The sequence below is a fragment of the Chryseobacterium sp. c4a genome (assembly GCF_009900745.1).
Lineage (GTDB): Bacteria > Bacteroidota > Bacteroidia > Flavobacteriales > Weeksellaceae > Chryseobacterium.
In genome coordinates, this window is record NZ_WXVU01000007.1 from 88,480 (window position 1) to 110,990 (window position 22,511).

A 22,511-nucleotide genomic window follows, 5' to 3' on the forward strand; every position below is an offset into this window, starting at 1 on the left:
ACAGATAACAGGTGATATTTCTTTATCACCTGTTATTTATGAATATCCAGTTGTTATCCAACCAGGTTTTTATACTTTTCTCTATTGTCAATCAATATCCAGATATTAATCATAAATAGTATACCGGAAATGCAAATGCCGGTAGGGGAAGGATCTCTGTAGACATTATGGATTAAGATTCCAGTTAACACTGGTAGGATGATGATCGCTGCTAACGCTCTTGTTTTTGGGAAGATAAATAACAGACCGCCAATGACCTCTACCGTACCTACGAGTGGTAGAAGCCAGCCTATTTCTCCAAAAGCTGCATATATTTTCATCTGAGCATCAGTAAGCTTAGGAACAGGATTATAATGAAAAAACTTATCTAATCCCGCATTGATAAACATAAGTCCAAACAGGAGGCAAATAATGAATTTTATGATTTTCATGATTGATGATTTTATATCAAATGTAAAATAAAAATATGATTATATTGTTGTTTTGTTAATTAATATCAATTTTATTTGTGTTAATGATGTTGTTTTGGGTTTTTATGTTGTGTTATTATTTATGTTTTAAGGCAAACTAAACCCATAAATATTAAGTTGAAAAATCTTAAAAAATTAAACCGTTTAAACTTGAAAGAAATTTCACGGTGGTGTTGGAATAGAAAAATGTGACATCGTGCCGATTGGTGATCCATGTTTAGGAGGTACTGGAGGCGGTGGACAGGACTATGGATATTGTCCGGATATACAATCTAATATTCTTTGTACTGAAACTTTCCAAATGGTATACAACTTTATTGTGCTTCAGGTTTATAAGGTTTACAAATAAACTAAGGCTGCTTGTTAAAGCAGCCTTAGTTTATTCATTATTTATAGCTTAATTAGAAATTAATCCATTTCCTTCAGAGTGATATTCTTCGATATTTTATAGCTTTTCTTCTTTTTATTAGGTTTTTCCTCTTCTCCAAGTAATCTTCCCCAAGGTTTTAAATCCTCCACTTTTTCGCAGATAATCTTAATAATAGCGATGGCGGGAATACAAAGAAACATTCCGGCAATTCCCCAAAGATGTTCTCCTAGAAGAATGCCTATAAAAGAAAATAAAGCATTGATTTTCACTCGGGAACCCACCACGAAAGGAAGTACAATATTTCCATCTATAGCATGAATTCCAATATATCCTATTGCTACATAGATACATGTGGATGGGCTGGCGGTAGCAAATGCAATAAAACACGATATGAGAAGGGATATAAAAATACCTAAATAAGGAATTACATTTAATAACCCTGTTAAAACTCCTAAAAGAATAGCATATTTTACCCCTAAAACGGTAAGTACTATAGAAGTAAGGATAGAGACAATAATGACCTGAAGGCAAAGCCCAAAGATGTATTTCTTGGTCATCACTCGAATTTCATTCACTGCTGACTGAACACTTGCTTTATGTCTTTCATTAAAAACCGTTACAATAAAATTGTTGAGCAGTCTTCTGTAATTTAAAATAAAGATGAAAAACAGCGTAAAGAAAATAATAAATCCAAATCCTGTTGAAAATATTCCGAAGGTAAATCCTAAAATAGCTCCTGAAGAAGACAAAAGCTTGTTCAGTCCCTGGTTAATATAATCTACCTGCTCATCTACCTTTACATTAAAGGTCTTGGAAACCCAATGTTGAGCATTATTGAAAACAGTAGTAAACTGCTCTCTCAGATGAGGAAGGTCTTTACTGAAATCAGATAATTGATTGGTGAAAAAATAAATAATTCCCGCTAAAATAATCAACATAATAAATACAGAGGTCATTGTTGACATGGATCTTGGGAATCGTAAAGTTCTTTCCATGAAAGTGGCCGCCGGTAAAAACAGCATAGCCATTAGAAATGCGAAGAAAAAAGGAGCTAAAATGGTTTGCCCCAATGCTAAAAGATATCCGATCCCAATAATCGAAATAACTACAAGGGTAAGCTTGACAAGGAAGGGAAGTCTAAGAAAATTCATAATCTAAAATCTGCAGTGTGGAATAAAAATAAGAAAAACCCGCCGAATTGAATAACTTTTATTCAAACAATGTGGATTTTTCTTTCTGCATATCAAATTTCATTCCTAAAGACTTCCATAAAAGCAGAAACACGCTCTGAAATTCAGAACGTGTTTCTTATTGAGAAGTTAATATGTAAATAAATTGTTTTATTTTTCAATGGCGATGTCAATGACTTCCTCCATTCTGTTGACATAGTGTACTTTCAGATTCTTTAAATAATCTTTCTTAATTTCTTCTACATCTTTTCTGTTGGCTTCACAAAGAATAACATCTTTTACTCCCGCTCTGGTTGCTGCAAGAAGTTTTTCTTTAATACCACCTACAGGAAGTACTTTTCCTCTTAGGGTAATTTCTCCTGTCATCGCAAGGTGAGGTTTTATCTTTTTGTTTTTAAAAGAAGAAACCATTGAAGTCAGCATGGCAATTCCTGCAGAAGGCCCATCTTTAGGCGTTGCTCCTTCAGGAACGTGAACGTGGATGTTTTTCTTATCTAAATCTTCCTGTGCAATTCCCAATTCATCATGTTTAGCCTTAATGTATTCCAATGCAATCGTTGCAGATTCTTTCATTACAGTTCCCAGGTTTCCGGTCATTGTTAAAGCTCCTTTTCCGTTACTTAGAATACTTTCAATATATAAAATATCACCGCCAACACTTGTCCAGGCAAGACCTGTTACTACACCGGGAACTCCTGTGATTTCAGAAAGACTTTTCGGTCTTGGAACTCCAAGAATTTCATCTACTTTTTCTACTGAAATTTTTGAGTCATATTCTTTTACCAATGCCGTTTGTAGTGCTACCCATCTTGCAACAGAAGCAATTCTTTTCTCTAAGGTTCTTACTCCACTTTCAGAAGTGTGTGCTTCAATAATATGTTTAAGTTCAGGATTTCCAAGCTTGAATGATTTGGTATCCAAACCGTTTTCTTCCTGTTGTTTCTTGATCAAGTGTCTTTTGGCAATCTCAATCTTTTCTTCCAAAGTATATCCTGCAATCTGAATAATTTCCGTTCTATCCAATAGCGGAGTCTGAATAGTAGAAAGTGAGTTGGCTGTTGCAATAAACATCACCTTAGACAAATCATATCCCATTTCAAGGAAGTTATCGTAGAAGGATTTATTTTGTTCAGGATCAAGAACTTCTAATAAGGCCGAACTAGGATCTCCATGAAGTCCCTGTCCTATTTTATCAATCTCATCCAGAACAATTACCGGATTGGAAGTCCCTGACTTTTTGATCGATTGAAGGATTCTTCCGGCCATAGCACCAATATAGGTCTTCCTATGTCCACGGATTTCACTTTCGTCATGAAGTCCACCCAAAGATAGTCGAACATATTTTCTTCCTAGAGCATCTGCAATAGATTTACCCAACGAAGTTTTACCAACTCCCGGAGGGCCTACCAATAATAGAATAGGAGATTTCATGTTGTTTTTTAACTTTAAAACAGCCATGTGCTCCAAAATTCTTTTCTTAATATCTTCAAGTCCAAAATGTGCTTTATCTAACACTTTTTCTGCTTTTGCAATATCAAAAATATCTTTGGTGTAGGTTTCCCATGGAAGATCCGTAAAGAAATCCAGATAATTTCTCTGGACATTATAATCCGGAGAATTAGGATTCTGTCTTTGTAATCTGCCGATTTCCTTTTGGAAGTGTTCTTCTACTTCCTGGCTCCACTTCTTTGTTTTTGCCTTTGCAATAAGATCTGCTACATCGCTTTCCGGGCCACCACCTAATTCTTCTTGGATCGTTCTGATCTGTTGATTCAGGAAATATTCTCTTTGTTGCTTATCAAGGTCTTTTGACGTTTTTTGATGAATTTGATTTCGCAATTCAAGCTTTCTGAAGTCCTCATGCATCATTTCATAGCATTTGTTTGCTCTTTCCATCATACTTTTTTCTTCAAGCAGTCTTTGCTTTTCTAAAGATGGAAAGCTCGCGTTGGTGCAGATGAAATTCAGTAGATCATCATTATTATTGATGTTTTTGATCGCAAAATTAGCCGCATTAGGAATGTTGGGATCCAGCTCTATGATTTTCAAAGCCAGATCTTTTACATTTTCCAGTAATGCTTCATATTCCTCCTGATTTTTAGGCTTAGTGTCCTTTAGTTTTGTGATTTCAGCTTTGAAATAAGGTTGATTATCAACAATCTTCTTAATTTTAAACCTGTGAAAACCTTTGGTAATCGCTGTAATGTTACCTTCAGGAAGTTTGATGATCTTAATGATCTTTGCTAATGTACCGGTAGTGTAAATATCTTTTTCGGTAGGTTGTTCAAGATCAGAATTTTTCTGGCTTACAATTCCAATGAAATCTCCGTTTTTCTGTGCTTCTTCAAGAAGTTGTATCGATGTTTTTCTTCCTGCAGTAATAGGGATTACTACATTAGGGAACATCACCATATTTCTTACGGGAAGTATCGGGAATATTTTCTGTTCGGAATTCTTTTCAGTCTCCCCAAAATCGGAAAGATTGATTTCTTCAGTAACAATATCAAAACCGTCGCTGATCATTTCTTCTAAACTTATATCTTCAAATTCTGTCATAATGGATGGAATGACAAATTGTCATTTTCGTATTTAATCGTTAAATGGATTTCTTATAATACGCCCTGAAAACGTGTGGTATATTATAATGTACTAGAATGCACAATACTTATGCCATTTGTTTTTTACGAAAAAATATGGTCAAAATTTCCTTTTTTAGATAAACTTTAGGATTTAAAATTAAAATAAAGAACTTCTGTTTCTCTAATTTCTTAAAAATGTGTATTTTCGCAAACTGATAAAAAACTATAATTTATAAAATGGCAATTTTAGGACAGATTAGGAGTAAGCCTTGGCTTTTAATGGGAGTAATAGCCTTAGCGCTTTTGGCGTTCTTGGTGAACCCAGACAGTATCGACAAGGTTTTTGGTAAAAATCCTGACGTTTTAGGAAAAGTAAATGGTGAGAAAATCACCCGCGAAGAGTTTAATGATCAGCTTTTCGTGTTGCAGCAACAAGCTGAGCAGCAAGGTCGTCCAAAGAACGGTCTTGAGGAGCAGGCTTGGCAGTTACTTGTTCAATCTAAACTTATCAAGCAACAGTTTGAGAAATTGGGCTTTGAAATGACTGATGATTATTTCTGGAATCAGATCCAGTATGATCAGATGTTCGCTCAAAATCAGCAGTTTTTTGATGAGAAGGGGAACTTTAAAACTCAAGAGCTTAAAAAAGAGATTGAAACATTACAGAACACTAATCCTCAGGGATATGCTCAATGGTTGAAAACAAGAAAATCAATCGAGTATAGACTTATGGCAAGACAGGTGTTTACCAATGTTTCAGCAGGGATTACTACCGGTAAAAAAGAAGCTGAAGAATTGATGAAAGAAAGAGATCAGCTTGCTGACATCGACTTTGTAAAGGTAGACTATGCAGCTTACCTTCAGAAAACAAAGATCAATGTTACTACAGAAGATCTTGCCAACTACATCAAGCAGCACCCGGTAATGTTCAAAGCTGAGCCTAGCAGAAACTTAGGTATTGTATTTTTCCCTTCTAAGCCAAGTGCAGCAGATGATGCAGCCGCTTTAAAGGAAATTACAAAATTATACTCAGGAGGTACAGATGCTAGCGGAGGTACTGAGAACTTCCAGAACACAAAGAATGATTCTATGTTTGTAATGGCAAACTCAGATTCTCCTTTCAATCCTCAGTATGTAAAGCCTACACAATTGCCAGCTACTATACAAGGTCAAATCGCAACAGCTGCGGTAGGACAGACTTTTGGCCCATATAAAGAACAAAATTTCTATGTAGTTTCTAAGCTTGTAGGTAAAAAGACTTCAGATTCTACATTATCAAGACATATCCTGATCGCTTTTAAAGGAAGCCCGGCAGGAGAAGGAGTATCGAGATCTAAAGAGCAGGCTAAGAAATTAGCAGATTCTATCGGAGCTATCGTAAAAGCTACACCAGCTAAATTTACAGAGTTCCTGAAGCTTTCAAATGATCCAAACTCTGCTGCACAAGGAGGTAGCCTTGGTTGGACAACTCCGGAAACACCTTTCGTACCAGAGTTTCTTACTTATTTGGCTAACAATCCTAAAGGAGCAACAGGTGTTGTGGAAACTCAATTTGGTTACCACATCATCAATATCGAAGATAAAAAATCTGGATCAATGGGGTATAAGGTGGCAAATCTTGTAAAAGAAATCAAGCCTTCAGACGCTACAGAAGCTGAAACAGATAAAAACGCTAGAAAATTCATCCAGCAGGTTCAAGGGAAATCTTTCAACGATTTCGTCAATATTGCTAAGAAAGGAAACTTCCAATTCACTAATCCTAAAGCTGCGAAGAGATTCGAAGGTCAACTTCAGGGATTAGGTACTGAAAAAGACGGTGAAATCCTTACTTGGGCTTTTGATAAGAAAAGATCTAAAGGAGATACTGAATTATTCAATGTGGATGGAACAGGAGATAAAATTGTTGTATTCCTGAACGGAAAACAAGAAGCAGGTCTTGCTGATCCAGAATCTGTAAGAGATCAAATTGAAACAATTGTTAAAAATAAATTAGCTGCAAAACAAATTTCTGATAAAATTGCAGGAGCTAAAGCTTCAGGTTTAGATCAGATTGCTACTATGTTTGCAACGACAAAACAATCTGCTCAGGTAAACCTATTAAACCCTTCAGTAGCTGGATCTATGGAGCCTAAAGTTGCTGGTGCAGCATTTGGTGTTGCAAAAGGTAAACTTTCTAACCCGGTTGAAGGAGGAACAGGAGTTTATGTATTGATCAAAAAATCAGAAACAGTAAACAAACAACCTGGTGATCTTAAACAATTCACTGAGTCTATTTCTCAGAGAAATGCAGGAATGTTTGGTCAGGCTTGGTTGAAGAGTCTTCAGGATAACGCAGATATCCAAGACTATAGAATCGAGATCTGGAACAAGGTAGGAAATCAGCAATAATAAGAGATTCAAATCTATCAATATAAAAGCGACAATTTTTTGTCGCTTTTTTTTGTATTTAACGCAGAGCAATAAAGGAAAAGATTTATTTAAAATGTATTATATTTGCTTATTAGAAAAAAATTAGCAAGTGAAGTTCAGTAAAGAATTAAAAGCTGGTGTGATTGCACTTCTAGCTATCGTAGGCTTTGTGGTGTTGTTTCAATTTATGAAAGGGAAAAGCCTTTTTACTACCGACAATATATTTTATGCAAAATATGACAATGTGGAAGGCCTTGCGCAGTCTTCGGCAGTTTCTATCAATGGTCTCAAAGTAGGACAGGTTGATAAGATTTTGCCTCAGACAGGGAAGGATGGCAAAATCAGTTTTGTTGTGAAAATTACGGTAGATAATAAATTCGAATTTTCAAAAAACTCAACGCTGGAAATTTTTGAACCGGGATTAATGTCCGGTAAAGAAATGAGAGTAAATTTGTCATACGGAGGAGCTACAGCCAAAGATGGTGATACTCTGAAAGGGGCTTTCAAACTGGGAACATTAGGAAGTCTTTCTTCTCAGGTTGGCCCGGTAAAAGACCAATTACAAGTTGTTTTACATAGAGTAGACTCTTTAATGGCCAATGCCAATCTGCTTGTAGATGCTCAGAACAGAGCAGAAATCAAAGCATTATTATCTAATCTTAATAAGACCGTAGGAGCGCTTCAAACAACTGCGGGGAGTGTAAACAGCCTGGTAGGTCATAACGATCCTAAACTTCAAAAAGTATTAGATGATGCGAGCCTTACTATGCAAAGTGGAAAAGTAACATTGGATAAATATGGAAATCTTGCACAAAGTATCGATACCAAGCAATTAAATGCAACGATTGCTAATCTTGATGCTACTGTAGGAAAACTGAATCAGGTGATTGGAGGAATAGATAAAGGAGAGGGAAGCTTAGGAAAGCTGATGAAGGATGATCAATTGTACAATAATCTGAACTCAGCATCTTCTAATTTGAATTCATTGATTGAAGATATGAAAGCGAACCCTAAGAGATATATCAATTTCTCAGTTTTCGGTAAAAATAATAAAGACTAATACGCCTTATGCAGTACATCGATAACATTATTTTCCTGATTTTATTAGTGGCAGGATTTGGGCTTTTTGCTAAGAGCCTGCTGAAGATCTATAGAAATATCAGGCTTGGTCACGAGATCAATAGAAACGACAGAAAATCTGAACGCTGGAGCACTATGGCTAGAGTGGCTATGGGGCAAAGCAAGATGGTGAAACGTCCTGTTGCTGGGATTTTACACCTTTTCGTGTATGTAGGTTTTGTGATTATCAATATAGAACTTATTGAAATTATTGTTGATGGACTGTTTGGAACGCACCGTTTCCTGGCTTTAGTCTTTGGAGACGGATTTTATAGTTTCTTTACGGCGACCTTAGAAATTCTAGCTCTTCTAGTGGTAATAGGAGTCGTTGTATTTTTCATCAGAAGAAACTTTTACGGAGTTAAGAGATTAACGATGAAAGAGCTTTTCGGATGGCCAAAGCATGATGCCAACTGGATTCTAATCATCGAGTTTGCTTTAATGATGGCTTTCTTTAAGATGAATGCAGCGGATTGGGTGTTGCAGCAAAGAGGTTTATTGCCCGTACTTGGAAGCTTCCCAATAAGTTCCACAATTTTAGGGCCTGTTTTCAGTAATTTTGGTGAAGGTTTTTTACACTTTACTGAAAAAGGAGCTTGGTGGTTCCACTTTGTAGGGATTCTTTTCTTTATGAATTATCTTTACTATTCAAAGCATTTGCACATTATTTTAGCTTTCCCAAGTACTTGGTATGCTAATCTTGACAAAAAAGGGAAATTCAATAACCTTGATTCTGTCACCAAAGAAATCAAATTGATGATGGATCCTAATGCAGATCCTTATGCAGCTCCGGCTGAAGGGGAAGCAGATGCCGCTCCTTCCAAATTTGGAGCAGAAGATATCTTTGATCTTAATCAGGTACAATTGCTTAATGCCTATTCTTGTACAGAATGTGGACGTTGTACTTCTGTTTGCCCTGCTAATATTACAGGGAAAAAATTGTCTCCAAGATTAATCTTAATGAAGACCAGAGACCGATTGGAAGAAGTAGGACGAAACATCGATAAAAACGGAAAATTTGTTGACGACGGTAAAAAGTTGTTGAATGACTATATTACTAAGGAAGAACTTTGGGCTTGTACTACATGTAATGCATGTACAGACGCTTGTCCTGTATTGTTGGATCCGCTTTCTATTATCTTTGAAATGAGAAGATTCCTGGTAATGGAACAGTCGGCTGCTCCACAGGAACTGAATCTGATGATGACGAATGTGGAGAACAATGCTGCTCCTTGGCAGTACAACCAGGCTGACCGTCTGAACTGGGCCAATGAAAACTAAATAATTAATCAATTTGAAAATTTGAAAATTGATTAACGCTCACTTATTTTCAAATTTCCAAATTCTCACATTTTCAAACTGGAAAAAGAAATGGATTTCAATATAAAAACAATGGCAGAATTTGCTGCCGAAGGAAAAGCGCCGGAAGTTTTATTTTGGGTAGGCTGTGCCGGAAGTTTTGATGACCGTGCTAAAAAAATTACAAAAGCATTTTGTAAGATATTGAATAAAATAGGGGTAGAATTTGCTGTTTTAGGACAGGAAGAAAGCTGTACCGGAGACCCTGCAAAAAGAGCTGGAAATGAATTCGTTTTTCAGATGATGGCTCTTACCAATATTGAAGTTCTGAATGCTTATGAAGTTAAGAAAATTGTAACAGCATGTCCACACTGTTTCAATACCCTTAAAAATGAATATCCAAGTCTTGGCGGACACTTTGACGTAGTTCACCATACACAATTCCTTAAAACCTTAATGGAAGAAGGAAGACTGAAGATTGAGGGCGGAGCATTTAAAGGAAAGAAAATCACTTTCCACGATCCTTGTTATCTGGGACGTGCGAATGATGAATATGAAGCACCAAGAATGCTGCTTGAAAAACTTGATGCAGAGCTTGTGGAAATGAAGCGTTGCAAAACAAATGGTCTTTGTTGTGGTGCCGGTGGTGCACAGATGTTTAAAGAACCTGAAAAAGGGAACAAAGACATTAATATTGAAAGAACAGAGGAAGCTTTATCTTTTGAGCCTAAGGTAATCGCAACCGGATGCCCATTCTGTAATACAATGATGACAGATGGTGTAAAACATTTCAATAAAAACACTGAAGTAGCAGTAAAAGATATCGTAGAACTTCTTGCAGAGGCAGAAGATCTGTAGATTACAATAAAATATAAATAAAAACTCAGGCTCTTTGCTTGGGTTTTTATGCATTATAAACTCAGGAATATTTCTTAATTTTATACTTTAAATTGAGCAGCAATGAAAATTGAAGAATCAAACGTTGTAGAAACGAACGACTACAGAGTCATTATATACCCGGCATCAAGGCCATTTGAAACAAAAGAGGCAAAGGCAATCACAGAAAAATTATTTGATTTTCTGGCAACTTGGGCTGCACACGGGAAACCGCTTTCATCATCTTTTAAAATTGAAAAAAATCAATTTATCATTATTTGTGTAGATGAAGAGAAAGAAATGGCTTCAGGATGCAGTATTGATGCGCTAGGAAAGATTATGAGAGCGCTTGATGAAGAATATCAGCTGGGATTATTTGACAGAATGAAAGCTAGTTTTGTAGAAAATGGAGAAGTGAAAACATTGAAACTTCTTGATTTTAAGAACAAACTGAAAAATGGTGAATTACCAAAAGATATTCAGGTATTTGACTTTTCTAAAAATACATATCTGGACTTTTTAAGCCACTTCCTTCTTCCTTTGGAGAAAAGCTGGGCTGGAAGTTATATCAGTTAAGTATTTTTATATTACGAACAGAATAAGGGTGGCTTTTGCCATCCTTTTTTGTTTTCCAAATGGGGAGCATTTATTAAGAAGAAAACTCTTCTGAATGAATTTTTACATTGAGAATTTTTGTAGGAGCCGCCTTATCATCAAAAGGTGTGGTAGGAAACTTTCCTTTAATAAAAATAGCACACATCGTATTCTGAGGATGATAAAGATAATTATGGTTTTCTTTTCCAACTCCGTCCAGAATAGCCTGGAAAACTTCATATCGGATTTTCAGGGGATTATAGGCGTAATCATGCCATACAACGATAGAGTTTTCATGCAAAAGATTGTCAAAAACTTTCTTTGTATCATTGAGGACCATGTCGTAGCTATGGTCACCATCAATAAAAACCAAATCATATTTTTTCCCTAATGAAGTGAAGTCAAAGAATTTGGTATTCGCTTCAAGATGGTTTATTTGAGGGTTCTTTAGTGAAAGGATACCATGCTGCTCGGCATATTTTACATGTAATCCCATCTCTTTCATTTCTTTCTTAGACAAATTGATGGTGGTACAATCTTCGGTATGTTTGGCAACGTTATAAACACTTTCTCCACGCCATGTGCCAATTTCAATATAAGAATTGACATCATTTCTCATAGAAAGAGTTTTAAGGAGCTGTAAATCTGTGATTAAAGATCCTCCATCCAGTATGAAACTATCAATGTCTTCAGCCACTTTATCTCCCAGGTGTTTCATGTCAATCTGTGGCAAAGAAGAAATTCCTGTATATTTCTTTTTGAATTTTTTTTCTGCTTCAAATGAGCTATCCAGAACAAGGTTGATTAAGCTTGGGGTTTCAAGAATAGTTCGAAAAAAAGATAGAAATTTATTAACTTTAGCCATTAGTTTGCTGAGATGTAGTTTACATTAATAATCAAACAAAGATACAACTAAATAAAATTTTGGAAAGAAAAAAGATACTCTTCATCTCATCGTGGTTTCCTAATAAAATAGAGCCTACCAACGGCAATTTTGTGCAGCGACATGCGGAAGCCGTTTCATTATCGTGTGATGTTGAAATACTGCATGCTATTGGTAATTTTGATCAGGAAGAGCTATATGTTTATGATGACAGAATCATTAATAACATCAGAACTTTAATCATTTATTATAAAAATTCAAGAAATCCTGTTCAGAACTTTGTAAGAAGAATGAAGGCCTATTCAGAAGGGTTTGCTCAGCTACAGAAACCGGACTTAATTCATGCTAACGTGTTGCATAACAATATGCTTTTTGCAGTTTATCTGAAAAAGAAATATAAAATTCCATTTGTTGTCACAGAGCACTGGACTGCTTTACAAAAACAAAATCTATCAAAAACCTCAGGAAATATAAAGCGAATAGCAAGATATATTGCTAAACATGCCGGATATATTTTACCCGTAAGCTATAACTTAAAAGATAGTTTGAAGCAGTTGGGTATTACCACTCCCACGAAAGTGATTTCAAATGTTGTAGATACGGAAGTCTTTACCATTGAACCTCAAACGGTAAAATCAGATCATGTAAAATTTCTCCACGTATCAAGTCTTATTCCACGTAAAAGACCGCAAGATATTATCAATGCTGTTCATTCGTTACATCAGAACGGATATTCTGTAAGTCTGGAAATAGGAGGGGATGGCGATGTGGAGACTTTGATGGCTTTGGTTAAAAACTTATCTGCCGAAAACTATATAAAAGTTTTTGATGCTATTAGCTATGCTGAAGTTGCTGCTAAAATGCAACATTCGGATTATTTTATCTTATTCAGTGAAAATGAAACCCAAGGCTGTGTTATTTTGGAGTCTTATGCGTGTGGAAAGCCTGTGATCTCAACGATGGTGGGAGGAGCTGCCGAATTTATTATTGAGGGTCTAGGAGTGGGCATTGAGAAGGATAATACAGTTCAGCTTTATGAGGTTTTGGAAAAACTATGCAAACAGGAATATGTTTTCAAAAGCGAATCTGAGATTAGAAATTACTGTGTAGACAGATATTCCAGAAAGGCAATTGCGCAGCAATTTACCGAAATATATAATGAGGTTCTTTTAAAAAATAATATCTCGTGAAAAGCCTGAAAGATTTTTTAAGAAACTTTTTTAGTAATAGTGGGCATCATGTTTTCTTCTCTTTCCTTATTGCTAAAGTATGTAGCTTTCTTGGGTCTTTATTGATCATCAGATTGTTACCTGAAAATGAGTTTGGTGTTTTAAGCATTGTTCTTTCAGTGTTGACTATTTTTACTCCATTTACAGGATTTGGGAGCAGCCAGAGTTTAATGCGTTTCGGTTCAATATCTGTGGATAAAGAAGAGAAATTAAAAATCTCATCCTACTTTTTTTTCAAAGGACTTTTATTTGAACTGATCCTGATCGTTTTGTTTTTGGGTGTTTCTGTCTTTTATTTTGATAAGTATGAGGATATCTTCACGATATTTATTTTTTGTGCGATAAGGCTAGGTGGTTTTTATTTTCTCAATCATATTCAGGGGTTTTATCGAATCACAGGGAAGAATCAGACCTTTGCAAGGATCAATAATATTGTTAATATCGGAGGGCTGCTATTAGTTTTGTTCCTTACGTACTTTTTCAAGTTTTACGGATATCTTATTGCCATCAGTATAGCCCCTTATTTATCATTATTTTGGTTAAAAAGGGATATATATTCTCGTGGAGCACTCAAACCGGGTAATTATAAAGAGATGTGGAGATACGGGATTTTCACCGCACTTACTTCTCTTACTTCTGATGCCTTATACTCACTGGATATTTTGCTGTTGGGTTTCATGCTGAATGAAAATGCTGTTGCGAACTACAGAACTGCTATTCTTATTCCTTCCAATATTACTTTTCTGGCAACCAGTTTCCTACAGAGCGATTTTCCGGTTCTCTCCAAGAACTTTAAGGATAAAAAATTCCTTCAATCTTATGTTGTGAATTTTAATAAGTTTTTTATCCCCATCTGCTTAGGAATTCTGCTTTTCTTTTATCTATTCAAAAAGTATATAATTATTTTATTTTTTGGTGAAAACTATGTGGATAATACAACTTTATTAATGATTTTATCAGTAGGATTCACATTGGGAATGCTCACCAGAAATCTTTACGGAAATTTATTACCTGCGGTAGGAAAAATAGAGATTAATACCTGGCTCAGTATAGGTTCTCTTATATTTCTTGCAGTACTTGCCTATATACTGGTTCCTGTTTATGGTACCATCGGAATGGGAATTGCAATGACCACAACATTACTTGTTTCAGGTTTGGGTTATCTGTTTTTTTTCTTTTCCTACTTGAGGAAACTGCCTTAATGGCAAAATCTTTTTATCTTTGTTAGAATGAAAAAAATCTTTCTTTATATATTATTAGTAAGCTGTGTGGTGATCAGTTGCGGAAGTGATGACGATTCTTTACAAAGAATTGATCAGATACTGAATATCTACATGAAATCAGATACCAGCCCGGATTTGTTGAATGCCAAAAAAAGTGGATCTTTCACCAGCTATACAGTGAATGACATGCTAGGTGATAAAGATAATTCTCCTGTGACAACTATTCCTTTAAGAATGAGACAGGATTCGGTTTTTTATATAGAATATATTGCAGGTGCGAAAAGGAAAAAATTTGATTCTGCGGGTACTACTTATTATTCCAGGATGCGGGTTACCTTGAATCAAATTATTAATAATACCTCTCAGGCAGTGGCTACAGATATTCTTGAAATTCACTATCGAAATACACCGGAAGCATTTCAGGTTTCGGAGGTTTTATACAATACAAAGTCTGTATTTTCAAAGGATGCGGGTACACCTAATTCAATAAATAACGTAACTATCGTAAAATAGTTTTAAATTTGTAAAATTGTTAGCTTATATTAGGCTAAATTTAATATCTAACATCTAAATAAAATGTTACAAGTCAATTTTTTACGCGACAATAAAGAACGCGTTTTAGAAGGTCTTAAAAAAAGACAATTCAAGAATCTTGAGTTGGTAGACGAAGCTGTTGCTACTGACGACGAAAGAAAAAGAATCCAATTTGAATTAGATTCCCAGCTTTCCGAGATCAATAAAATCTCCAAGGAAATTGGACTTTTAATGAAGGAAGGAAAGAAAGAAGAAGCGGAATCAGCAAAATCTAAAACTGCACAATACAAAGAGTCGAGTTCAGAATTGAAATCTCAGCTGGAAGTAAAAGAAACTGAATTACTGAATATTCTTTATCAACTTCCAAACATTCCAAATGAATTGGTAAAAAGTGGTGCTTCTGCTGATGATAACGAAATTATTTTCCAGTCTCATACTGTAGAAGGTCTTGGTGAAGGAGCAATTCCTCACTGGGAACTGGCTAAAAAATATAATCTTATCGATTTTGAATTAGGAGTAAAAATTGCAGGAGCAGGATTTCCTGTTTATTTAGGAAAAGGAGCTAGGTTACAAAGAGCTTTAGTTCAGTATTTCCTTGATAAAAATGTTGATAAAGGATATACAGAGGTAAACCCACCTCACGTAGTGAATGAAGCTTCTGGTTTTGGAACAGGACAATTACCTGATAAAGAAGGACAAATGTATTATATCAACGAAGATAAATTATATTTGATCCCTACCGCAGAAGTTCCTGTAACGAACCTTTACCGAGATGTATTATTGGATGAAAGAGATCTTCCGATTAAAAATACAGCTTTCTCTCAGTGTTACAGAAGAGAAGCGGGAAGCTATGGAGCTCACGTAAGAGGTCTGAACCGTCTTCACCAATTCGAAAAAGTAGAGATCGTAAGAATTGAAAAACCTGAAAACTCTTATGCTGTATTGGAAGAAATGGTAGAGCATATCAAAGAAATTCTTACAGACCTTGAACTTCCATTCAGAGTATTAAGACTTTGTGGTGGAGATACAGGTTTTGCTGCTGCGATGACTTATGACTTTGAAGTATGGAGTGCTGCACAGGAAATGTGGTTAGAAGTAAGTTCAGTTTCCAATTTTGAAACATTCCAGGCTAACAGACTGAAATGTCGTTATAAAGCAGATGGTAAGTCTCAGTTGGTTCACACTCTGAACGGGTCTGCAATGGCATTGCCAAGAATTATGGCGGCATTGTTAGAGAACAATCAGACAGCAGAAGGAATTAAACTTCCTAAGAAGATTGCTGAATATGCAAGATTTGATGTGATTAACTAAACTCTATGGTTATAATAAAAATTCCCCTTCAATTTTGAAGGGGAATTTTGTATTTCCTTATCTCTATAAATTAGTGGCCCAATAATGGATTTTCAAGTCGTGGTATGGGTAAAAATCCTGTAAATGTCAATTCTTTAGAAATATAATCATCCTTCATCAGTTCTTCTTTCATCAAATCAGTACTTAAATATTTTTTATTATCATCAGGAAGCAATGTTACAACAATAGCATCATCTCCCATTTGTTCTTTTAATTTTATAGCCCCAATAATATTGGCTCCTGAGGAGATTCCTACAGCTAATCCCTGCTGTTGTGCCAGCTTTTGAGCTATAATGATAGAGTCTCCATCTGCTGCACAAATTACATGATTCAATTCATTCAATTTTACAATCGGAGGGATAAACTCATCCGAAATTCCTTGAATACGATGAGATCCTATTTTATATCCAGTCGTTAAGGTAGGACTTTCTAATGGTTCTAAAGGATGAATTTTAATATTTGGATGGTGATTTCTTAATTGTTTTCCTATTCCCATTACTGTTCCGCCAGTACCCACTCCAGCAACAAATGCATCAGGCGTCAGCCCTATAGAAGAAAGTTGTAGTAGAATTTCTTTTCCTGTTGTCATCTCGTGAACTTCTGTATTATATTGATTCTCAAATTGACGAGGCAGAAATATACCACCTTGAGCTGCCAGTTTTTCACTTAATTGAATACTCCCTAAAAAACCTCCTTCTTCCTTGGATATAAGTTCAATCTCAGCTCCCATGCTTTTTATAATTTCTATACGCTCTTTGCTTAGCCAATTAGGCATAATAATTTTAACTTGATGACCTAAAGCTTTTCCAATAGCAGAAAAGGCAATTCCTGTATTGCCACTGGTGGCTTCAATGATTGTATCTTCGGGACGGATCTGACAGTTCATATAGGCTTTGTATAAAATATATAAAGCCATCCGGTCTTTAATACTACCCGTAAGATTATAATTTTCGCATTTTACATATATTTTTCCAGGTTTACCTTTAAAAATATATTGTAATTCTAGCATGGGAGTGTTGCCAACTAAGTGCCATAAGTGTTTGAACTTACTCTCTAATTCAGACGACAGACATTTTTTGTTAAATTCGTTTTTTTCTATTTTTGACATCATATTTGGTATTAATATGATGCAAAACTAGTAGGACTCCATCTTTTATTCAAAGGGATATAAGAAATTCAAGAAATTTTTTGGTATAGAATTAGAAAACAAAAAATATTACGTTTTTTTTAATAAATTAGTGTAACCACCAAAATATATTCAAAATGAAATTGGATGCTATTGACATAAAGCTGCTAAAGCTGTTACAGGAAGATGCTACTTTAAATAATAAACAACTTTCCTTAGAGCTGCATTTATCAATTGCTGCTGTACATGAACGTGTTAAAAAACTTAGAGCTAACGAATATATTAAAAAGACAGTAGTCCTATTAGATAGGCATAAATTGAGACTCAGTTTAATTTCTTTTTCCCAGGTTTTTTTAAAAGCTCATACCTTTGAAGTTCTTCAAGAGTTTGAAAAAGAGGTTGTTAAGCTTCCTGAAGTGATGGAATGCTACCAAATTGCAGGCTCTTATGATTTTTTGCTTCGCATTGTTACAGAAGATATGGATGCTTATAATCTATTCCTGCGACATAAATTATCCCTACTTCCGCATGTGAACACAGTTCACTCATATTTTGCCTTATCTGAGGTGAAAAGTGTTACAGCATTTCCTCTGGAATGATAATCTTTTATTTTCAAAAAGAGATATTTAGTTATTGATAATTAATAAACCATAGCAATTATGGTATTTTTGTTTATTCTGTTACAATAACGATCTTTTTATCAGCATTTTTCAGTTTTGCCTCCTTGTCATTCATTGCTTTCATGTCATATTCTATTCTTACGGAATAGTCATCAACCTGTTTCAGCCAGTCATGCTTGCCGGTAATAGATTTTATTTTACTTTCAAATTTTAAAGTAGTTCCGATATTTCTGAAAAACATCATCATCATTCCTCCCATTTGCTGTGCTTCCTCTTTTGAACCTTTAGACTGAAGCATTTCTTCAATATTTTTAAGATTAAAAAAATCTGTATTAATGGTTAATGTTTTGCCATCCCAGGTATTCAGTAAATTTTGATCAAACGGTAATTTTTCTTTACGGTCAAAATTTTTAAGGAGTTCATAATCCTGAGGCGTAGCGTGATCTATTTTAAAAGAAAATCCGATGGGAAGGCTTTTATGATCTTCTTTTGTAGATTTTAAAAACATTTTTTTCAGGATTCTGATCGTGTCCTGATTTTCAGTTTTCAGTTTTCCTTCTTTCTTTATTATATCATGCATACTTGTCCAGACTGTTGGAAAACGATCCATATCCTTGAACTTTTCCTGCTTTAACGAATCAGGAGTCATAGCCTGCATTTCTGCCATAAATTCTTTGGTATCAATATCCATAATTGCAGACGAAGCAGCATCTTTATGATAAAGCATTTCTGTATTGATACTGCATGATTGTAAGGTAAACAGACTTATTAAAAATAAGACAATAGTTTTCTTCATAAATAGGGGTAAAATTCTAATTAATGACAGTTAACAGCTCCATTTGGATCTTTGGAAATGGTCATCGCTTCAGCTTTGGGAGAAATATAAGGAATGCCCAGCTCTAAGCCTCTAAGGATAAAAAGTCCACCCAGGATAATCATGATGATCGGAACTGCTTTCAAAATCTTTGTTCTGAAGGCCTGATTCATGAGATTTCCGGCCAAAACAATGGCAAACATGAACGGAAGGGTTCCCAGACCAAATAAAGCCATATATAAGGCTCCCTGCCATATTCCTCCACCTGCAAGACTTGCCGTAAGAGCCATGTAAACCATTCCGCAGGGTAAGAAGCCATTAAGAATCCCGGTTGTAAACCTCGAACGGTAATCTGCTTTTTGCAGTACTCGTCCTAAATTTGACTTTACAGAATATAAAAACTTGGATAGAAAAGGAATTTTTGAAGCAAAATCTTTTCCGCCAAATGAAAATAATGCCATAATAATAAGCAATACACCAGCTATAATGGTCAGATACTTCTGAAATCCGGCCATTTCAAATCCCTGGCCTACAATTCCAAGGAGAGCACCTAATAAAGAATAGGTGAAAATCCTTCCGAACTGATAGGTAAGATTCTGAAGATAAAAATTAGCTGCCTGTTTTTTAGTTAATCCCATCGATAAAGCAATAGGCCCACACATTCCGATACAGTGAAAACCGGAAGCAAAGCCTAAGGCAATAGCCGATACAATAAGTCCTATTTCCATATCACATCATAATCCATTCTATAGTCTGTTTTGTCTTTCGTCCAACTCAGTCTTAAAGTATAATTCCCCATTTTTAATACTTGTGCAGGGATTAAAAAAGATTGGTTGCCGTCAAGCTGTACAGGTTTTTTGATGTCTAAATTCTGGTCGTCGGTTCTGTTTAAAACAAATTTTGCCGTAGTATTTGAATTGTTATAATCTTTTGGAAAAGTGATTTTAATTCCATTAGTATCCTGACTGTATACAGGTTTTTCCTGTAGTTCATCAGCTCTCTTTTTGGAATCAATTACATCTTGGTATTGTAATTCCTCTTCGTAATAATTATCGGTTACCATTTCCGAGTTCTTTTGCCCGTTCGGGAAAAGGAACATCATGGATAATATAAAAATAATAAATGCTGCTAATGCAATTACAACACCGTGTCCCCAACTAAAGTTCTTCATTTTTTCTAATTAAAATTGCAGTTTGAATGGTCCTTCAAAATAAGTTTGGTAAGAATCGATAAGTTTACCCTTCATGTCATAAACCCCGATCGTAATGTTTTGTTTAGATAACTTCATTTCATCTTCCGGGAAACTGATATTAATAGTTCCTTTAGAAATTTTATCCCTGTCTACAGGAATTTTACTTGAAGCACTATACGTAATCTCTCCATGAGCAGGTGCAATTACCTTGATGGTAACCATTTTCTTCTCATTGGTCTTATTCAGGAAGGTATAATTATATGTATTGATAATTTTTCCTTCTTTCACAAAGAATGTACTTCCTGCTGGCTTAATGAATTTAGCCTCCATTTCACCACGGCTGTATAATAGATATCCTAAGAATCCTACCAAAAGGAATAGGAATATACTGAAGCCTTTCATTCTTCCTGTAAACTTAAACGGAGTTTCTTTCTCAATTTCATTTTCAGAAGCATATCGGATCAGCCCTTTAGGAAGGCCTACTTTTTCCATAACTTCATCACAGGCATCAATACATGCAGTACAGTTGATACATTCCAGCTGTTGTCCGTCTCTGATGTCAATTCCTGTAGGACATACTACCACACACTGTTGACAATCGATACAGTCTCCTTTACCTGCGGCTTTTCTGTCTTCTCCTTTTCTCCATTTTGATCTTCCTTCCCCTCTTTTGAAGTCATAGAAAACATTGATGGTGTCTTTGTCTATTAATACTCCTTGAAGTCTTCCATATGGACAAACCAGTGTACATACCTGCTCTCTAAACCATGCAAATACAAAGTAGAATGCAGCAGTCAGAAGAATCATTACGATAAAATTGGTTGGATGAGTAAATGGCCCCTCAGAAACGATTTTAAAAACTTGTTCATAGCCCACAATATACATAAACATAAAGTGAGTAATGATTAATGAGATAATGATGTAAACAGACCATTTTAAGCTTCTTTTCCAGATTTTATCGCTATTCCACTCCTGTCTGTCCAGCTTCATTTGCTTGTTTCGGTCACCTTCAATCAGGTATTCGATTTTACGGAAGATCGATTCCATAAAAATTGTCTGAGGGCAAATCCACCCGCAGAAAATTCTTCCGAATGCAATCGTAAAAACGATAATAAAGATTAAGGATGCGATAGCACCTAAAGTCAGGATAAAGAAGTCTTGTGGATAGAAAGGCTGTCCAAAGATGAAAAATTCCCTGTCTATAACATTAAACATCAACAATGGGTTGCCATTGATTTTGATGAATGGTAATGAAAAATAAATAATTAATAGTAGATAACTTACAATGTTTCTATAGTTGGTGTACTTTCCCTTTGGCTTTCTTGGAAATACCCATCTTCTTTTACCGGATTGCTCCATTGTCCCTATAGAATCTCTGTAAGTTTCAGGGTCCAGAACCTGTCCCTGTCCGCCTCGTACTTCTATTTCTTCTATGTCTGACATATTGTAATGTGTTTAAAAAAGAAAAAACATAATTCGTTACTATTTTTAAGGTAATAACAAATTATGTTTTTTTCATATGTTTCTAATTTTTCTAAATTATTCTTTTTCCCAATGTGCTTCAGTTCCTTGAGGAGCAGCTCCTCCTTGAGCCTGAGTCACTGGTGGTAATTCCTGGTTGATGTGATATACATAAGCTGCAATCTTTTCAATTTCAGCTCCAGAAACTTCTCCGTTTTTACCAAATGCTCTCATCGCAGGGTTAGTAGGAGAACCATTCCAGTCCATGTGGAATACGTTTTTAAATAACGTCTTCTCTGGCTGGTTGATCCAGAAGTTATCAGTCAAGTTTGGACCGATACCTCCACTACCGTCTTCTTTGTGACAAGATGCACAGTTTGTTTTGAATAATTCTTTACCTTCTGCGATATTATCAGCTGAATACTTAGCTGTTTCAATCGTTACAGGAGGTTGGCTTGCTTCATAAGCTGCAATACTTGCCAATTGCTCTTTATATTCTTTTTCATATTCGCTTAACGGGTGAGCGAAATCTGTAAATGAATAAGCTGCAATATATACAATACAAAAAGCAGTCCCAAAATAGAATAAACCTACCCACCATTTTGGTAATTGGTTATCCAACTCCATGATTCCATCGAAACCGTGGTCGATAAGGATATCTTTTTCTTCTGTATCAGATTGCTTTTTGAAAGCGGCAGCGTACATTCTTTTGAAGAAAGGAATTTTCTTTTCAGCCAAATAAGCAGCTTTCTCTTCCGGAGATAATTTTTTGAATTTGTTGTTTTCAATCAAATCTCCAATAGCACTGTGGATGTATGCCAGGATACCAGCAATCACAACAGTTCCCCAGAAGTAAGGCGAAGCTAGGAACGCGTAGCTCTGCACAAACAAATAATAAAAAACTATTAAAAGTCCGATTATTATCAAGATGTTTACAACAACAGGTGTTCTTTGTTTCATAAAAAATAGTTTAATTTTTTAAATTAAAATCGTCGTCTTCATCCTCTCCAAGGGGAGCTTCTTCTTCCTCTTTATAATATTTCTTAGGCTTGCTAAAAACATAAATTATCAGAGCAACGAAGAACAGCATAAAGAAAATCAGAGCCAGTGTCTGGTAGAAGCCAGCATTTTCTGTATTGGATAATATATCTTTAAAATTCTGAGGAATCATAC

General features: G+C 35.4%; 22 protein-coding genes. 11 read left to right on the forward strand and 11 right to left on the reverse strand.

Features of this window, described 5'->3' with window-relative positions; translation table 11 throughout:
• Positions 1-53: 53 nt before the first annotated feature.
• Positions 54-431: a DoxX family protein gene (locus GTR01_RS11400; RefSeq protein ID WP_160137969.1), complete on the reverse strand. Its 378-nt coding sequence runs from the start codon at positions 429-431 to the stop codon at positions 54-56.
• Positions 432-666: 235 nt separating this feature from the next.
• Here GTR01_RS11400 and GTR01_RS11405 point away from each other — a divergent pair, with 235 nt between their 5' ends.
• Positions 667-819, forward strand: coding sequence for a hypothetical protein (locus GTR01_RS11405; protein WP_160137970.1), 153 nt, complete (start codon positions 667-669; stop codon positions 817-819).
• A gap of 59 nt (positions 820-878) precedes the next feature.
• Here the strand turns inward: GTR01_RS11405 and GTR01_RS11410 are convergent, their stop codons facing one another.
• Complete coding sequence (locus GTR01_RS11410) at positions 879-1,991, reverse strand: AI-2E family transporter (protein WP_160137971.1); 1,113 nt, start codon at positions 1,989-1,991, stop codon at positions 879-881.
• Positions 1,992-2,180: 189 nt separating this feature from the next.
• Complete coding sequence (gene lon / locus GTR01_RS11415; RefSeq protein WP_160137972.1) at positions 2,181-4,586, reverse strand: endopeptidase La; 2,406 nt, start codon at positions 4,584-4,586, stop codon at positions 2,181-2,183.
• Between the two features lie 260 nt (positions 4,587-4,846).
• On the opposite strand from lon, the gene GTR01_RS11420 reads away from it, so the two are divergent.
• The 5 genes from GTR01_RS11420 to GTR01_RS11440 all read left to right on the forward strand — a co-directional run bounded on the left by GTR01_RS11420 (position 4,847) and on the right by GTR01_RS11440 (position 10,888).
• On the forward strand, positions 4,847-6,997 hold the full coding sequence (locus GTR01_RS11420) for a peptidylprolyl isomerase (protein WP_160137973.1): 2,151 nt from the start codon (positions 4,847-4,849) through the stop codon (positions 6,995-6,997).
• A gap of 130 nt (positions 6,998-7,127) precedes the next feature.
• The gene (locus GTR01_RS11425) at positions 7,128-8,078 is read left to right on the forward strand and encodes an MlaD family protein (RefSeq protein ID WP_160137974.1); all 951 of its coding nucleotides are present in this window, start codon (positions 7,128-7,130) and stop codon (positions 8,076-8,078) included.
• An 8-nt stretch (positions 8,079-8,086) separates the two neighbouring features.
• Positions 8,087-9,418 (forward strand): (Fe-S)-binding protein, encoded by a 1,332-nt coding sequence (locus GTR01_RS11430; protein ID WP_160137975.1) that lies wholly within the window; start codon positions 8,087-8,089, stop codon positions 9,416-9,418.
• Positions 9,419-9,508: 90 nt separating this feature from the next.
• Positions 9,509-10,294 (forward strand): (Fe-S)-binding protein, encoded by a 786-nt coding sequence (locus GTR01_RS11435; RefSeq protein WP_160137976.1) that lies wholly within the window; start codon positions 9,509-9,511, stop codon positions 10,292-10,294.
• A gap of 102 nt (positions 10,295-10,396) precedes the next feature.
• Entirely contained in the window at positions 10,397-10,888 is a 492-nt protein-coding gene (locus tag GTR01_RS11440; protein ID WP_160137977.1) for a hypothetical protein, read from the forward strand.
• A gap of 73 nt (positions 10,889-10,961) precedes the next feature.
• On the opposite strand, the gene GTR01_RS11445 is transcribed toward GTR01_RS11440, so the two are convergent.
• On the reverse strand, positions 10,962-11,771 hold the full coding sequence (locus GTR01_RS11445) for a class I SAM-dependent methyltransferase (protein ID WP_160137978.1): 810 nt from the start codon (positions 11,769-11,771) through the stop codon (positions 10,962-10,964).
• 59 nt (positions 11,772-11,830) lie between these two features.
• On the opposite strand from GTR01_RS11445, the gene GTR01_RS11450 reads away from it, so the two are divergent.
• From GTR01_RS11450 to serS, 4 genes are all read left to right on the forward strand, one after another.
• A complete protein-coding gene (locus GTR01_RS11450) occupies positions 11,831-12,979 on the forward strand; it encodes a glycosyltransferase (RefSeq protein ID WP_160137979.1) in 1,149 nt (382 codons plus the stop codon).
• Positions 12,976-14,220 carry an oligosaccharide flippase family protein gene (locus GTR01_RS11455; RefSeq protein WP_160137980.1) on the forward strand — a complete coding sequence of 415 codons (1,245 nt, stop codon included), beginning with the start codon at positions 12,976-12,978 and terminating at the stop codon, positions 14,218-14,220. Before GTR01_RS11450 ends, GTR01_RS11455 begins: the two co-directional genes overlap by 4 nt.
• A 27-nt stretch (positions 14,221-14,247) precedes the next feature.
• Positions 14,248-14,754: a hypothetical protein gene (locus tag GTR01_RS11460; protein WP_160137981.1), complete on the forward strand. Its 507-nt coding sequence runs from the start codon at positions 14,248-14,250 to the stop codon at positions 14,752-14,754.
• A gap of 63 nt (positions 14,755-14,817) precedes the next feature.
• A complete protein-coding gene (gene serS, locus GTR01_RS11465) occupies positions 14,818-16,086 on the forward strand; it encodes a serine--tRNA ligase (protein WP_160137982.1) in 1,269 nt (422 codons plus the stop codon).
• Between the two features lie 70 nt (positions 16,087-16,156).
• Here the strand turns inward: serS and GTR01_RS11470 are convergent, their stop codons facing one another.
• Positions 16,157-17,236, reverse strand: a complete 1,080-nt coding sequence (locus tag GTR01_RS11470; RefSeq protein ID WP_160137983.1) for a PLP-dependent cysteine synthase family protein — start codon at positions 17,234-17,236, stop codon at positions 16,157-16,159.
• A 152-nt stretch (positions 17,237-17,388) separates the two neighbouring features.
• On the opposite strand from GTR01_RS11470, the gene GTR01_RS11475 reads away from it, so the two are divergent.
• Positions 17,389-17,850: an Lrp/AsnC family transcriptional regulator gene (locus GTR01_RS11475; protein WP_160137984.1), complete on the forward strand. Its 462-nt coding sequence runs from the start codon at positions 17,389-17,391 to the stop codon at positions 17,848-17,850.
• 73 nt (positions 17,851-17,923) lie between these two features.
• Here GTR01_RS11475 and GTR01_RS11480 read toward each other — a convergent pair whose 3' ends face one another.
• The 6 genes from GTR01_RS11480 to GTR01_RS11505 all read right to left on the reverse strand — a co-directional run bounded on the left by GTR01_RS11480 (position 17,924) and on the right by GTR01_RS11505 (position 22,509).
• On the reverse strand, positions 17,924-18,667 hold the full coding sequence (locus GTR01_RS11480) for a hypothetical protein (RefSeq protein ID WP_160137985.1): 744 nt from the start codon (positions 18,665-18,667) through the stop codon (positions 17,924-17,926).
• A gap of 20 nt (positions 18,668-18,687) precedes the next feature.
• Positions 18,688-19,413 carry a sulfite exporter TauE/SafE family protein gene (locus GTR01_RS11485; RefSeq protein ID WP_160137986.1) on the reverse strand — a complete coding sequence of 242 codons (726 nt, stop codon included), beginning with the start codon at positions 19,411-19,413 and terminating at the stop codon, positions 18,688-18,690.
• Positions 19,404-19,856 carry a FixH family protein gene (locus GTR01_RS11490; RefSeq protein WP_160137987.1) on the reverse strand — a complete coding sequence of 151 codons (453 nt, stop codon included), beginning with the start codon at positions 19,854-19,856 and terminating at the stop codon, positions 19,404-19,406. Before GTR01_RS11490 ends, GTR01_RS11485 begins: the two co-directional genes overlap by 10 nt.
• A gap of 9 nt (positions 19,857-19,865) precedes the next feature.
• A complete protein-coding gene (gene ccoG, locus GTR01_RS11495; protein WP_160137988.1) occupies positions 19,866-21,320 on the reverse strand; it encodes a cytochrome c oxidase accessory protein CcoG in 1,455 nt (484 codons plus the stop codon).
• Between the two features lie 96 nt (positions 21,321-21,416).
• Positions 21,417-22,298 carry a cbb3-type cytochrome c oxidase N-terminal domain-containing protein gene (locus GTR01_RS11500; RefSeq protein ID WP_160137989.1) on the reverse strand — a complete coding sequence of 294 codons (882 nt, stop codon included), beginning with the start codon at positions 22,296-22,298 and terminating at the stop codon, positions 21,417-21,419.
• Between the two features lie 10 nt (positions 22,299-22,308).
• Complete coding sequence (locus GTR01_RS11505) at positions 22,309-22,509, reverse strand: cbb3-type cytochrome c oxidase subunit 3 (RefSeq protein ID WP_076553235.1); 201 nt, start codon at positions 22,507-22,509, stop codon at positions 22,309-22,311.
• Positions 22,510-22,511: the final 2 nt, after the last annotated feature.